This window comes from Rahnella selenatireducens, assembly GCF_046449555.1.
Taxonomy (GTDB): domain Bacteria; phylum Pseudomonadota; class Gammaproteobacteria; order Enterobacterales; family Enterobacteriaceae; genus Rahnella; species Rahnella selenatireducens.
Map to the genome: position 1 here is coordinate 1 of NZ_JBKEZJ010000028.1, position 14489 is coordinate 14489.

General features: G+C 51.8%; 14 protein-coding genes and 1 pseudogene. 6 read left to right on the forward strand and 9 right to left on the reverse strand.

The annotated features are described in order from the left end of the window. Positions 1–117: 117 nt before the first annotated feature. The 5 genes and pseudogenes from ACLBVC_RS23780 to ACLBVC_RS23800 all read right to left on the reverse strand — a co-directional run bounded on the left by ACLBVC_RS23780 (position 118) and on the right by ACLBVC_RS23800 (position 3449). Positions 118–450 carry a DUF1493 family protein gene (locus tag ACLBVC_RS23780; RefSeq protein WP_410151679.1) on the reverse strand — a complete coding sequence of 111 codons (333 nt, stop codon included), beginning with the start codon at positions 448–450 and terminating at the stop codon, positions 118–120. Continuing rightward, positions 444–886: pseudogene (locus ACLBVC_RS23785) on the reverse strand (STM2901 family protein). Before ACLBVC_RS23785 ends, ACLBVC_RS23780 begins: the two are co-directional and overlap by 7 nt. A 7-nt stretch (positions 887–893) precedes the next feature. After that, on the reverse strand, positions 894–1379 hold the full coding sequence (locus ACLBVC_RS23790) for an Hcp family type VI secretion system effector (protein ID WP_410151680.1): 486 nt from the start codon (positions 1377–1379) through the stop codon (positions 894–896). Positions 1380–1512: 133 nt separating this feature from the next. Next, entirely contained in the window at positions 1513–1746 is a 234-nt protein-coding gene (locus ACLBVC_RS23795) for a hypothetical protein (RefSeq protein ID WP_410151681.1), read from the reverse strand. A gap of 2 nt (positions 1747–1748) precedes the next feature. Continuing rightward, positions 1749–3449, reverse strand: a complete 1701-nt coding sequence (locus ACLBVC_RS23800) for a recombinase family protein (protein WP_410151682.1) — start codon at positions 3447–3449, stop codon at positions 1749–1751. Positions 3450–3489: 40 nt separating this feature from the next. Between ACLBVC_RS23800 and wrbA the strand changes: the two genes are divergently transcribed. Next, the gene (gene wrbA / locus ACLBVC_RS23805) at positions 3490–4110 is read left to right on the forward strand and encodes an NAD(P)H:quinone oxidoreductase (protein WP_410151683.1); all 621 of its coding nucleotides are present in this window, start codon (positions 3490–3492) and stop codon (positions 4108–4110) included. 36 nt (positions 4111–4146) lie between these two features. Here wrbA and ACLBVC_RS23810 read toward each other — a convergent pair whose 3' ends face one another. The 3 genes from ACLBVC_RS23810 to fusA all read right to left on the reverse strand — a co-directional run bounded on the left by ACLBVC_RS23810 (position 4147) and on the right by fusA (position 6943). Then, positions 4147–4458, reverse strand: a complete 312-nt coding sequence (locus ACLBVC_RS23810) for a CcdB family protein (RefSeq protein WP_410151684.1) — start codon at positions 4456–4458, stop codon at positions 4147–4149. After that, positions 4458–4751, reverse strand: coding sequence for a type II toxin-antitoxin system CcdA family antitoxin (locus tag ACLBVC_RS23815; RefSeq protein ID WP_410151685.1), 294 nt, complete (start codon positions 4749–4751; stop codon positions 4458–4460). The genes ACLBVC_RS23810 and ACLBVC_RS23815 overlap by 1 nt, the downstream gene beginning before the upstream one ends. Positions 4752–4837: 86 nt before the next feature. Further along, positions 4838–6943 (reverse strand): elongation factor G, encoded by a 2106-nt coding sequence (gene fusA, locus ACLBVC_RS23820; protein WP_410151686.1) that lies wholly within the window; start codon positions 6941–6943, stop codon positions 4838–4840. Between the two features lie 381 nt (positions 6944–7324). On the opposite strand from fusA, the gene ACLBVC_RS23825 reads away from it, so the two are divergent. Next, on the forward strand, positions 7325–7678 hold the full coding sequence (locus tag ACLBVC_RS23825) for an ArsR/SmtB family transcription factor (RefSeq protein WP_152327037.1): 354 nt from the start codon (positions 7325–7327) through the stop codon (positions 7676–7678). Here the strand turns inward: ACLBVC_RS23825 and ACLBVC_RS23830 are convergent. Further along, positions 7675–8592: a LysR family transcriptional regulator gene (locus ACLBVC_RS23830; protein WP_410151687.1), complete on the reverse strand. Its 918-nt coding sequence runs from the start codon at positions 8590–8592 to the stop codon at positions 7675–7677. The genes ACLBVC_RS23825 and ACLBVC_RS23830 overlap by 4 nt on opposite strands. A 123-nt stretch (positions 8593–8715) precedes the next feature. Here ACLBVC_RS23830 and ACLBVC_RS23835 point away from each other — a divergent pair, with 123 nt between their 5' ends. From ACLBVC_RS23835 to ACLBVC_RS23850, 4 genes are all read left to right on the forward strand, one after another. Then, on the forward strand, positions 8716–9300 hold the full coding sequence (locus ACLBVC_RS23835) for a chromate transporter (protein WP_410151702.1): 585 nt from the start codon (positions 8716–8718) through the stop codon (positions 9298–9300). Beyond that, complete coding sequence (locus ACLBVC_RS23840; protein WP_410151688.1) at positions 9300–9818, forward strand: chromate transporter; 519 nt, start codon at positions 9300–9302, stop codon at positions 9816–9818. Before ACLBVC_RS23835 ends, ACLBVC_RS23840 begins: the two co-directional genes overlap by 1 nt. Positions 9819–9951: 133 nt before the next feature. After that, a complete protein-coding gene (locus ACLBVC_RS23845; protein ID WP_410151689.1) occupies positions 9952–11913 on the forward strand; it encodes a glycoside hydrolase family 3 protein in 1962 nt (653 codons plus the stop codon). A gap of 398 nt (positions 11914–12311) precedes the next feature. Continuing rightward, a complete protein-coding gene (locus ACLBVC_RS23850; RefSeq protein ID WP_410151690.1) occupies positions 12312–14429 on the forward strand; it encodes a TonB-dependent siderophore receptor in 2118 nt (705 codons plus the stop codon). Positions 14430–14489: the final 60 nt, after the last annotated feature.

Below are 14489 nucleotides of genomic sequence, written 5' to 3' on the forward strand. Positions count from 1 at the left end.
GTTTGATTAGACCATTACAAAACTATCTATCACCTGAGTGAACAGAACGGTCAGGATTATGAGCGCCAGCACGTAGCCCACAGCCAGCAGAAACTGCACAAGCCATCTCATAACGAGTCAGCCATAGAGCCACTTTCCCGCCCGTGCAGATTCAGCCAACATTCCGAGCGTCAGTGGTTGTGGTTCATCCTGATCATTTCCACTGGTACACAGCGCAAAGAGAATAAAGGTCTCTATAGGCCAATACTTATAGAAATCAAAGTCAGCAGGGTCAACACCAAAATGTTCAAAATACTCATCCATGATTTCCGCACCTGTTTCACTCGCCCATACATAGCGACCAGTTGAAAGGCTGGTGTCTATCGTGACCGGAATCTGTTTCTTTGAGAATAGAACAGGCTTATTGAACCGTTGGCTGTACCACTCTATGACATCCTCGTTACTTACCACAGTTTGTCATTACCCCGCGCTATGGTGTTGTACTTGTTCGTTGCCTTATACGCTATCGCAGAGACATCAGCAGCAATGATGACAATCCCTAGAATCGGAATCCACCGACCAACGAAAGCACCCAGATTTGTCACATAGGAGAACTTCAGCCTTTTAATGCTTCCAGATGTCAGTGTGGGTAATCGTCTGGTTTTTATGTCCAGAAGATGACGCAACTGTTTACTGAGGGGCGAAGTCCCCTTTGTTGCAGTTCCTGGCTTTGTGCGTGTGTCTATCGTTGGCTGTCCAGCAGAATCAGGCCAATTGTCAGAAAGTCATCAACACCGAAATGTTCAGCGGTTGTATCCAAGAAAATCCAAAACAACAACTCACCTGATGACAGATTGGAGAATCCCCGATAGAAATACGTTCCGTTTAGTTCTTCAACCGTATCCATGTTTCACCTATCCGGTTACACGCTCATTCCATGCATCACTGTACTGAATGTTTCCGTCAAGGTAATGCCACGTGATTTTGTCATAACGTACCTGAACCTGTTCAAGGTGTCCCACGTTTATCACGGTTTTGGTGTCGTGCATCATCGGGGTTACTGAGACAATTTTGACGCCCTCAAGCATCATGTTGTAATACTCGACTTCCTGCCCTGCGTCATTGATGCGATACCATTTGAACTCCGCTGATTTCAGGCTCTGACCAGTCGCAACCGCTTTAAACAAATACGGGGATGAACTATCAAATTCCTTCTCAAAAATTAGCGCACCATGAACACGTGTACCGGTCAGTTTTCCGGTGTTGCCATCTGTGGGAATGTAGAGGTTGTGGCTGAATGAGGTGATTTCTATCGAGTGTTCGCGCTTTACTACATCAACCGAACCTTTGATAAGTGCGCCGCCATCATCTTTAAGCCATAGGTAAGCAGGAATTGCCATTTTTCAAATCTCCTTATTGAAAGTGTGAGTATTAAAACCGCAACAGCATCACACCACAAGAAAATTCATAAATTTGGCTTATTGAAAGATTATGTTTCGGGTAACAAAAAGGCGACTTTCGCCGCCCTGTCAATCACTCGTCAAAATTCACAGAACCATCAGGTTGCACGATGTACTTCTTCCCAGTGGTTCGGTGTGGGTCACGCCCACTGATACTGATGCCAATCGGAGAATCTTTCTCTCTCTCAAATTCTGCCTTCTGTGCAACAAGTTTCTTCTGGTACTGCTCATCGAGCATTTGTTTGGCTCTGGCTGGGGTATTCTTGTTCTCTTCAAATTGCGCGTAATACTCGTATTCTTCACTCATGTTCAGTCTTCCGTGTTTGGGTAATCAGGTTCTTCAGCTTCGGGATACTCGTTATAGCTGGGTTGTGTAATTTCTCGACGTTCACCGCCTCTATAGATGGTGACAACTGGCTGACCAAAAATTGCTATGTCATCAATCGCAGTATCAGCGTTTGTTGCATGTGCGAGAGTTAATGCATGGTCAGTTTTCCCCGATAAATCAAAACCTTTGATTACATTCCCGTTAACTAAATTTACATCAACCATCTTGTCACGACCGTTAACAATTATGCTTGAAACCATTTTCTTAATGATTAGATGAGCTTCAGTTCTGCCTGACGTTGTTTCTAAATCCAATTTGGACAAGTCCATGTCAACGGCACTGTCTACTCTTGATTTCTCACGTTTTAATGCGAAGGAAAGTGAATCCTTTTCCTTCTGTTTTTCTGCAAGAGCATTTCTTATCTGGATGATGTTAGGTAATTCAAGGAGAGTATCTGTCAGCTTCGTTAGCTCAGAATCAACAACATCAATTTTACGTTGCAAATCTTCCATCTTATGAACGTCAACATTACTGTCGTATAGCTGTGTTATTTTACTGAAAAGTCTGGTGCAAAGTTCTGTGTCTAACAATTTTCGTGAAACACTTCCATAATCACAACGCCCCTCTGACATCCCATTGCATCGGTAAGTGCCTTGGTAAACAGGTTTGCGTATTCCTGATGGAATCATTACCAAGCCGCACCGACAGCGAACAAGTGTTCTAAGTATGTTTGCGTAAAGCCAGTGCTCACCTGATGAAACTTTACCTTTCCCACTATCTGCTAATAGTTGTTGTACTGCGTGGAAGGTTTGGTCATCAATTATACGAGGATAATAATCCGGTATTTCTTCACGAAGAATTGTTTTACGGTCTGGTGAATACTTTGCAGGAAGATAGCCAATGACTGCACGTGAAATAAGAAGACACTTAATACTTTGAGCAGACCAGTTACCCCCATTCGGTTTAAGCGTTTTTGATACTCTGACTTTTCTGTCATTTACAGTTGGGTAATCATGTTCATTTAGCCATTTGCAGATAGCAAACATTGAATGACCAGCAAGGCGCATTTCAAAAATTTTTCTGACAATTTCAGCTTTAGATTCGTTTATAAAAAATTGTTTTCGGTCGTCACTAAGCTCAAGCCATCCTGACATTTGCTTACCAATTGGCAAACCTGTCTCTCTGGCTTGTTTAATTTTCCTTTCCCAGACTTCAGACACGCGCTTTTGTTTAAGCAAAGATTCATCATGCGCACGCTCAGCAATAATGATGTGCTTAATTAATTTCACAGGATCGGTCAGTGAAGATTTATCGTATAACTCACTATCCCCAAGAGTCATGACACCGACTCCTTTTCTAAGCATTTTCTTAACGTCTTCAATTGCTGTGTCAATGTCTGCGCGGGAAATCCTGTCAAAGTTCTCTACAATGATTAATGAGCCACCGGGTATCACCTTCGACATTACATTGTCGAACATACGTCTGAATGCAGCACCTTCGGCTTTGTGTTTTTGGTGAAACCCTGACTTGCCCTTGTCCACATAACGATGCTCTGGTGTCATGTAGTAATCATCTTGATGATTAGCATAAAAGCTATCTATCAAATCCTGCTGCCGCCGCAGACTGTCACCAGAATCTTGCTTCTTGGTTGACCAGCGGATAAACGAGACTAACAATTTCATTGTGTGGGCTGCCTGAAATACGAGATTAGGAGGATAATACATGTCAGAAGAAAAACGTGGTAGGACAAGAATACTGGTTCTCTATCATTCCATGTATGGTCATATTGAAACGATGGCGCAGAGTGTTGCAGAAGGCGCCCGCAGCGTTCCCGGTGTTGAAGTCACGGTAAAACGCGTCCCGGAAACCATTCCTGAAGAGGCATTTAAAGCCGCAGGCGGGAAAACCGGCCAGACAGCAGACGTCGCGTCACCGGCAGAACTTGCCGATTACGACGCCATCATCCTCGGCACACCAACTCGTTTCGGGAATATGTCCAGCCAAATGCGCACCTTCCTCGACCAGACCGGCGGCTTATGGGCCAAAGGCGCACTGGCAGGTAAAGTTGCCAGCGTATTTAGCTCAACCGGTACCGGCGGCGGTCAGGAAATGACGATTACCTCAACCTGGACCACCCTCGCCCACCACGGCATGATCATTGTTCCCATCGGTTACACCACCCCTGAATTATTCGACATTTCCCAGGTTCGCGGCGGCACACCTTACGGCGCAACCACCCTCGCAGGCGGCGACGGTTCACGTCAGCCAAGTGCGGAAGAGCTGCGAATTGCCGTGCATCAGGGCAAACACGTTGCCACTATTACTCAGAAGCTGTTCAGCTAACGCGTAACCTCAGCAAAAGGCGCAAATTTTTGCGCCTTAAATTCCCATCACGAGTAAGTCCAGTGCAGCAATAACGTCATTGCGATAGATACCCGCATTGATCACTGGCTCATGTCTCAACTCAGAATTGCTGATACTGGTCAGTAAATTCGTCATTAATACAAACTGCTGATCTTCAACGCTGACCAATGGATGCAAATGACGGATTGGTCTTAAATTTTCCACAGGAGTCAGTGGGATCACCACTCTTTCATTCAGCCTTTCAAAAAGCGGGTTCTGAATGTCCATGAAATAGGGATAGCGACTTTTAGCTTCTCCCCGATTTTCGTACACATCAAACTGTGCCATTACAGTACGCCCCGGCCTGTGGAAAAAAGTCCTGCGTCTTCTGTAAACGCATTACAGGAATCCATAGCCTGTTGGTTTTCTTCTAAAAATAGCTTCCTTTTCTTTTCTTTCACGGCTTCTCCTAATGCTTTATCGAATGTTGCTGAGAGGTTAATGCCGAACGCTTTCGCCTGTTCAAGTAAATCGGCACTCAGCGTGACATTGGTTCGCTTTTTTGTTCCAGAAACAGAAGACATATCACACTCACCATACACATTAATCATGCGCATAATCGTGTCACATAAATCCGTCATGTTCTATCCCCTATCTCCAAATAAACCCCAAAAAAAACGGCCCTTGCGGACCGTTTTGTCTTGAGCGGAGATTACGCCCGTTTCAGTTATTTACCACGCGATGCAATGATGTTTTCTGCAACATTGCGCGGTGCCTCGGCATAGTGATTGAACTCCATGCTGTAGGTTGCACGTCCTTGCGACATCGACCGCAAAACGGTGGAGTAGCCAAACATCTCGGATAACGGCACTTCGGCTTTGATGATTTTACCGCCGCCGCCCGCAATCTCTTCCATGCCCTGAACCGTACCGCGACGGGAGGACAAATCGCCCATCACGCCACCGGCGTACTCTTCCGGGGTTTCCACTTCCACTTTCATCATCGGTTCGAGGATCACCGGATCCGCGCGCTTGGCTGCTTCTTTGAAACCAAAGATCGCCGCCATTTTGAACGCCATTTCCGAGGAGTCGACCTCGTGGTAGGAACCGAACGTCAGCGTGACTTTCACATCCACCACCGGATAACCGGCCAGAATGCCGTTGTTCAGCGCTTCCGTAACCCCTTTTTCGACCGCAGGAATGTAGTCGCGCGGCACAACGCCGCCTTTGGTGGCATCGACAAACGCAAAGCCGGTGCCCGCTGGCAACGGTTCGAGCGTGAAGACCACGTGGCCGTACTGGCCTTTACCGCCGGACTGGCGCACAAATTTCCCTTCGACATCCTGAACGGTTTTACGCACGGTTTCGCGGTACGTGACCTGCGGTTTACCGATGTTGGCTTCCACGCCAAACTCACGTTTCATACGATCCACGATGATTTCAAGATGCAACTCGCCCATCCCGGAAATTATGGTCTGGCCGGATTCCTCATCGGTGCGGATGCGGAACGACGGGTCTTCCGACGCCAGCCGCGACAGCGCGATCCCCATTTTTTCCTGGTCGGCTTTGGTCTTCGGTTCAATCGCCTGCGAAATCACCGGATCCGGGAACTCCATGCGCACCAGCGTAATAATATCGCTCGGGTCGCACAGCGTTTCACCGGTGGTGACATCTTTCAGGCCGACACAGGCCGCGATATCACCGGCGCGGATTTCATCTATTTCGATGCGATCGTTGGCGTGCATCTGCACGATACGCCCGATACGTTCTTTCTTACCGCGCACCGGGTTGTAGACGCTGTCGCCTTTTTTCAGCACGCCGGAATAAACGCGGACAAACGTCAGCTGGCCGACATACGGGTCGGTCATCAGTTTGAACGCCAGCGCCGAGAATTTCTCGTTATCGTCGGAATGACGGAACACCTCGTTGCCGTCTTCGTCCGTACCGGCCACCGGCGGAATATCCAGCGGCGACGGCATCAGTTCGACCACGGCGTCGAGCATGCGCTGAACCCCTTTATTCTTGAACGCACTGCCGCACAGCATCGGCTGGATTTCACCGGCGATGGTGCGCACACGCAGACCCAGGGTAATTTCGTCCTCGGTCAGCGTGCCTTCTTCGAGATATTTATCCATCAGCTCATCGTTGGCTTCCGCCGCCGCTGAGACCATTTTTTCGCGCCATTCTTCCGCCAGCGCCTGTAAATTTGCCGGGATCGCTTCATAAGTAAACGTCATGCCCTGCGTGTCGTCATCCCACAGGATGGCGCGCATTTTGCGCAGATCCACCACGCCGGTGAAATGCTCTTCACTGCCAATCGGGATCACAATCGGCACCGGATTGGCTTTCAGGCGGTCCACCATCATCTGACGAACGCGGAAGAAATCTGCACCCTGACGGTCCATTTTGTTAACGAAAGCCAGACGCGGCACGTTGTATTTATTCGCCTGACGCCAGACGGTTTCAGACTGCGGCTGCACGCCACCCACGGCGTCGTACACCATTACCGCACCGTCGAGCACACGCATGGAACGTTCCACTTCAATGGTGAAATCCACGTGCCCCGGGGTGTCGATAATATTAATGCGATGCTCATCGAACGAGTGATCCATCCCGCGCCAGAAACAGGTGACCGCCGCAGACGTAATGGTAATGCCGCGTTCCTGTTCCTGAGCCATCCAGTCTGTGGTCGCACCGCCGTCATGCACTTCTCCCAGCTTATGGTTCATGCCGGTATAGAAAAGAATACGCTCGGTGGTGGTGGTTTTACCTGCGTCGATGTGTGCTGAGATACCGATATTGCGGTAGCGCTCGATTGGCGTTTTGCGAGCCATATAACGTCCTTACTGGTTGATGGCTAAGTTGGCGGAGAGTGATTTCACATCCCGTCACAAAGTTGAGTTAAGAAATAAAGTGAAGACTAAAATTCTTAATGCGAAGAGCATACTACAATTGTACGTGTATAATCGTACAATTATTTTATTCTATTGATGAAATCGGTAAGAGGCCGTCGCGTTGTACAGCAGCAGACGGATACGCTATATTGCGCGGCCGCGATAATGTGCTTAACACATTTACCCAAAATAATTCGGGTTGCAGGAAGGCGACAAACGAAAGAATCCCGATGAGCTTACTCAGGTAAGTGATTCGGGTGAATGAGAGCCGCCAACGCATCTGCAACCTGAAGTATGACGGGTAAAACTGAGGATGATCCGATGATAGCCAACCACCCCGAACGCGAGCAGATTCGTCTCGAAAATGTGCTGACTGCGCTGGGAAATCCGCTACGTCTGGCGGTGATCCGCACCTTAGCGAAAGGCGGCGAACACCCGTGCGGCACCCTGTTGCAGGGCTTATCGAAATCGACGCTAACCCACCACTGGCGCGTGTTGCGTGACAGCGGCGTGATCTGGCAGCGCCCGGACGGACGCGCTAATTTACTTTCTCTGCGCCGTGAAGATCTGGACGCCCGCTTCCCCGGCCTGCTCGATTGCCTGCTCAGCGCCATCGAATCCGACGGCATCACCGTCGAATCCACGCAAAAACACATCTCCGAGCAACATCTTTAATCCCCGGCCAGCTGCTTTCTGACCAGCTGACAAAACGTACTTATTATAGACGATGCATGGCTGTCTTCCCGCCGTGCGAGATATAACGGCGCGCTGAGCCGCGTGCTGCCATCAAGTGGCAAAAACACCACGCCGTCGCCGCCGAGCCGCGTCATTGACGCCGGAACAATCGAAACGCCCAGACCCGCACCGACAAGACTTAGGCATGACGTCAGCCGCGGCGCTTCCTGCACAATATGCGGGCTGAATCCGGCGCGGACATATGCCGCGAGTATCGCATCGTACAACCCCTGCCCGGCACGCCGTCGGTAAAGCACAAAGGGTTCGTTGCTCAGTTCTTCAAGTTTCAGCGGCTGACCGGACACCCGCGCCGCCAGCCGATGTCCGGCGGGAACGGCGACCCACATCGGCTCTTCCAGCACTTTTTCCATCTCCAGTTCCGGCATGTCTTTGACCGGCATGCGCACAAACGCCACGTCAAGCTGCCCGGCCACCACGGCTTCCAGCAACTCACCGCTGCCGCTTTCCTCAAGCTGCGTGCTGACGGACGGATAAATCTCGCGATAACGACGCAACAGCGCGGGGACAAACGTATGCAGCGCCGCCGAGCTGGTGAACCCAATGCGGATGCGCCCCTGCTCGCCCTGTGCCGCACGACGCATCGCCGCATTCAGTTGCTCCGCCCGCGCCAGCACCGCGCGCGCTTCCTGCAACAACACCTCACCGGCTTCGGTCGGGATCACCCCGCGCGGTAAACGCTGTAATAAAGGCACGCCAAAATCCTGCTCCAGCGCCTGCAACAGGCGCGTCAGCGGCGGCTGCTGAATAAACAACAACTCAGCAGCACGGGTAATACTGCCGCTTTCCACCACGGTGACAAAGGCGTTAAGCCGTTTCAGTTCGATCATTGCCATACCCTCCGGGTATCTGTTGGCGCTATTAAAGGCATTAGACATCATGTCATGACAGCGTGCATGATCCGTAACGAAATTTACGCCTCTGGCGGCTTTGAATTACATTTGAGGGAGAGTGTCGAGATGGCCGATTACACGCAGGAAAAAATCATGCTCAGTACCGAAGACCAGACCGCGCCTGCACCCGATTGCGGGCAACTTTTCATGGGCTTTTTCGTTCTGGGCCTGACAGGTTTTGGTGGCGTATTGCCGATGGCGCGGCACATGCTGGTGGATAAACGCCGCTGGCTGACCGCCGCACAGTTTACCGAACTGCTCGGGCTGTGCCAGTTTTTGCCCGGCGGCAATATCATCAATTTATCGGTCGCATTAGGGATGGAATTTCGCGGGCTGCGCGGTGCGCTTTCCGCCATTCTCGGGCTGATCCTCGCGCCGACGATTTGCGTTGTGCTGCTCGGTTTAGTCTATGCGCGTTATCAAAATGAACCGCTGGTAGAACATCTGTTCGCCGGTATGGCCGCGGCGGCGGCGGGATTGCTGCTCTCCACGGGCCTCAAAATGCTTGCGCCGCTGTGGGGAAAATGGCTACAGCTGGCGCTGGTCGCCGCGGGCGTCATCGCCATTGCCGCGTTCCGTATCCCGATGCTACCGGTCATGCTGGTTCTGGCACCGGTCAGCATTTTTATCTGTGCGCGGAGTAAATTCTGATGGCCGTTTTACTCTCACTCGCCCTGTTGTTTACCGAACTTTCCCTGCTGGCGTTTGGCGGCGGAAATACCATTCTCCCCGAGATGCAGCGCGCGGTGGTGGATGTGCATCACTGGATGAGCGCGCAGGAATTCAGCGCCCTGTTTGCACTGGCGCAGGCCGCGCCGGGCCCGAATATGATGATCGTGCCGCTGATTGGCTGGCAGGTCGCGGGGTGGTCAGGATTACTGGTTTCGTCGCTGGCAAAATTCGGCCCGTCCTCCATCGTGACAATTATCGTCATGGGCGGCTGGAAACGTTACAAAGACAGACCGTGGCGGCAGCTGATCCAGCGCGGCCTGGTGCCGGTCACCGTGGGGCTGGTAGTCTCGAGCGGATTGTTAATCGCCAGGGCATCCGCCACCACAATGACCCTCGCCGGTGTAATTGCCGTGTGTACGCTGATGGCCCTGAATAAACGTATCCACCCGCTGTGGGTGCTGGCGGTCGGCGCGGTATTGGGGATGGCGCTGGGTTGATAATTTGTGTGGGGCGCAATGCCCCATGATATCTGTGGATTTTTATTTGCGAACCCGGTCGCAATATCCAGCTCATAAATAGGTTATTGATTAAAGATTGAGTATCTATATATATCAATCATTAAGGATGATAATGAAGATCAAACCTCTGAGCCTTGCTGTTTCTGCCCTGCTGCTGACCTCCCCGTCTGTTTTTGCCGCTGACACTCAGCCTGAACTCAGCCAACGTGAAACGACGTTGCTGAACGTTGACGGGCTGAAATTCAAAGATCTCAACCATTCGGGAAAACTTGAACCTTATGAAGACTGGCGACTGACGCCCGAAGCGCGAGCGGCAGATCTGGTCAGGCGCATGACGCTGGAAGAAAAAGCAGGCGTGATGATGCACGGCTCTGCCCCGACGGCCAACAGCCCGGTGGGTGCCGGAACGCATTACGATACTGACGCGGCGAAAAAAATGATCGCCGGTGCCAAAGTCAACAGCCTCATCACCCGTCTTTCAGCGGAAGATCCGGCGGTTATGGCCGAAGAAAACAACAAACTTCAGCAAATTGCCGAAGGGACGCGGCTGGGGATCCCGGTGACCATCAGCAGCGATCCGCGTAATTCCTTTGAATATCTGATTGGCGCGAGCACCTCTTCCGGCAAATTTACGCAATGGCCCGAAACGCTCGGGCTGGCGGCGATTAATGATGAAAAAGTCACCCGCCGTTATGCCGATATTGTTCGTCAGGAATACCTGGCAGTCGGTATCCGCGAAGCCCTTTCACCGCAGGCCGATCTGGCCACCGAGCCACGCTGGGCACGCATCAGCGGAACCTTTGGCGAAGATCCGGCGCGCGTGCATAACATGGTGCGCGGTTACATCGAAGGCATGCAAAACGGGGCCGACGGGCTGAACAGCGGCAGCGTCATTTCGGTGGTAAAACACTGGGTCGGCTACGGTGCGGCGGAAAACGGCTACGACAGCCACAACGTGTATGGCAAAAACGCCGTCTTCCCCGGCAACAATCTGAAAGAACATATCTATCCGTTTACCGGCGCGTTTGAAGCCAACGTCGCCAGCGTCATGCCCACCTACTCCATCCTTAAAAATGCCATGTTCGAAGGCAAACCGCTGGAACAGGTCGGTGCCGGGTTCAGCCATCAGTTGCTGAACGATATTTTACGCGGGCAATACGGCTTTAAAGGCGTGATCCTCAGCGACTGGCTGATCACCAATGATTGCAGCGATGAATGCCTGAACGGCGCGCCGGAAGGAAAAGAACCGGTGCCGGGCGGCATGTCGTGGGGCGTGGAAAACCTGACGCCGCAGGAGCGATTCGTCAAAGCGGTGAAAGCCGGTGTCGATCAGTTTGGTGGCGTGACCGATTCGCAACTGCTGGTGAACGCGGTTAATGAAAAACAACTGACAGAGCAACGCCTGGACGGATCCGTCACCCGTATTCTGGTGCAGAAATTCCAGACCGGCCTGTTTGAAAATCCGTATGTGGATGCACAGAAAGCGGTGCAAACCGTGGGCCGCGAGAGCTGGCAGAAAGAAGCGAATGCGGCGCAAGGCCATTCGCTGGTTCTGCTGCAAAACAAAGATGAGATTTTGCCGCTGAAAAAAGGCAAGAAAATCTGGCTGTACGGCATCGAACCGAAAGCCGCGCAGGCGGCCGGTTTCACGGTTGTCGATGCGCCGGAAAAAGCTGATGTGGCGCTGATCCGCGCACAGGCGCCTTATGAACAGCCGCATCAGCAGTGGTTCTTCGGCAAACGCCATCATGAAGGTTCACTGGCGTTCACCGAAAGCAACGCCGATTATCAGGCCATCGTGAAAGCCAGCAAATCCGTCCCGACCATCGTGACGGTTTATCTGGATCGCCCGGCAATTCTCACCAACGTGGTCGATAAAGCCAAAGCGGTGCTTGGCAATTTTGGCGTCAGTGATACCGTGCTGTTTACCCGCCTCACCGGCACGGAAGCCTATACCGGAAAACTGCCTTTCGAGCTGCCTTCTTCTATGGAAGCGGTATTGAAACAGAAGTCGGATATGCCGCACGACAGCGAGTCACCGTTGTTTGAGATTGGTTTCGGGATGGCGCGGTAATATTCTTTCTGAACCCCTGCCGTCCCGGCCTTTGCCGTGGACGGTTCTTTCGAAAATTTGCCCAAACCTCTCTGAATCTGCCGCTATTTGTAACAGAAACCGGTCCGCAAAATCCCCTTTCAGCCCGTTAAACAATCAAAAAACCCATTCATTTCATGCGGATAAAATGTCGCCACTTCACACTTTTTGCAGAAAGTTCACTTGAATTTGTAAAATAATAATGATAACAATTATCATTAAGTTTAACATTCGTCTCGTTTCTGTTAATCCCTGTCATTTTCTGTACAGGCGCTTTAGTACGGAACGTTGTTGGCTTTTGGGTCTATACACACGCATCAATACACTCGCATCAATTAATTACTCGATTATTTATCGGGTTATTTATAGGGACTATGAATATGTTGTTGGCTTTCCCCCTCAAACGCTCGGTGCTTCTGTGCGCTATGGCGCTGTCTGTTCCGGCAGCTTCTCTTGCAGCCGAAGATACCGTCGTTGTCAAAGCCGCGCCTGCTGATACCGCAGATGCTCCGACGCAGGGTTACAGTGCGAAAACCAGTAAAAGCGCGACCAAAACGGATCAGCCGTTAATCACCACCGGTCAGGCGGTTTCTGTGGTCACGCGTCAGCAAATGACTGACCAGAACGCCACGACCGTCAATGCGGCACTGAACTATACGCCGGGCGTTTTCACCAACTTTGCCGGTGGCGCAACGCGTTATGACACCATCTCCCTGCGCGGTTTCCACGGCGGTGACGTCAACAACACATTCCTTGATGGCCTGCGTATTCTGAGCGACGGCGCAACTTACAACTCCATTCAGGTTGATCCGTGGTTCCTTGAGCGTATTGATGTGGTCAAAGGCCCGTCTTCTGCGCTTTACGGCCAGAGCATTCCCGGCGGTGTCGTGGTGGAATCCACCAAACGTCCGCAATTTGCTGAAGAAGGTCACGTCCAGCTTTCCGGCGGGACGCAAAACACCAAAGGCGGTGCGTTCGATTACACCAATGCGCTCAGCGATACGCTGGCATTCCGTCTGACCGGTATGACCCGCAGCAGCGACACCCAGTACGATCATCAGCGCGAAGAACGTTATGCGATCTCCCCGCAACTGCTGTGGACGCCGGATGAAAACACCTCACTGTTGCTGCGCGCGTATCTGCAAAAAGATCCGTCCGGCGGTTATCACGCCGCAGTTCCGGCCGACGGCAGCCTGTACGGCCAGAAACTGAGCCGTGGTTTCTTTGACGGTGAAAGCACCCGCAACCAGTTCAAACGCTGGGAGCAAATCTACAGCTACGAATTCCAGCACACGTTTAACGATGTCTGGTCATTCCGCCAGAACACCAACTACACCCATTCCAATACCGAACTGGATCAGGTGTATCAGGCAGGCTGGAACGCCGATCGCACGCTGATGAACCGTTACTATTCCGGTGAGAAATCGTCCCTCGATACGTTTGCTATCGATAACCAGCTGGAAGCTGATTTCGCCACCGGCGAAGTCGCGCACAAGGTGGTGCTGGGCTTTGATTATTCTCACTTCATCAACGACGTGAAATCCGACGGTGCAACGGCTGAGACGCTTAACCCGTACACCGGTGTGGGCGGCGATGCGCTGAATTACTACAGCCATTCGCGCGGCAAAAACCGTTACGAGCAGATGGGAACTTATCTGCAGGACGAAATGAGCTGGAACAAGTGGTTCCTGACGTTGTCCGGCCGTTATGACACCCTGAAAACCTCGAGCCGCAGCTACGAAAGTATTTACGCGCAAACCTCCAACAGCGAACGTAAAGACGAACACTTCAGCAGCCGAGCTTCTCTGCTGTATGCATTCGACAGCGGGATTTCTCCGTACGTTAGCTACAGCCAGGCGATGACGCCGTCTGCCCTGCCGGGCCCGGACGGCACGCTGCTGAAACCGATGCAAAGTGAGCAATACGAAGCGGGGATCAAATACCAGCCGGTCGGTACATCCGATATGTACACCGCGGCGCTGTATGACCTGACGCAAAAAGACGTGGGTAACCGCGTAGTTGTGGGCAGCTACTACGAGCCGGCGGGTAAAATCCGTTCACAGGGTCTGGAACTGGAAGCGAAGAAACAGGTCACCGAGCGTTTCAACGTGATGGCGGGTTATACCTACAATAAAGTGCGAATCCGCGACGCGGCGCAGAACAACGGCAACACACCTTACGTGACACCAAAACAGATGGCTTCCATCTGGGGTCAGTACAAATCACCAATCGGTGTGGATGTGGGCGCAGGCGTTCGTTATATCGGCACGCAGTGGGCGGATAACGAAAACACCCTGCATATGCCTTCCGCAACGCTGGTTGATGCGTCAGTGCGTATGAATCTGGTGCAGTTCAATCCGCAGCTGAAAGGCGCGTATGTCCAGCTGAACGCCAACAACCTGTTCGACAAGAAATACGTCGCGGCCTGTTACGGCACCAGCTATTGCTACTGGGGTCAGGAACGTACCGTGGTCGCCACTGTAGGTTATGATTTCTGATTGTCTCCTTCTCACTCTCACGAGGGGAAGGCCGGGATGGGGTGTGGGTTTAATGCAAAC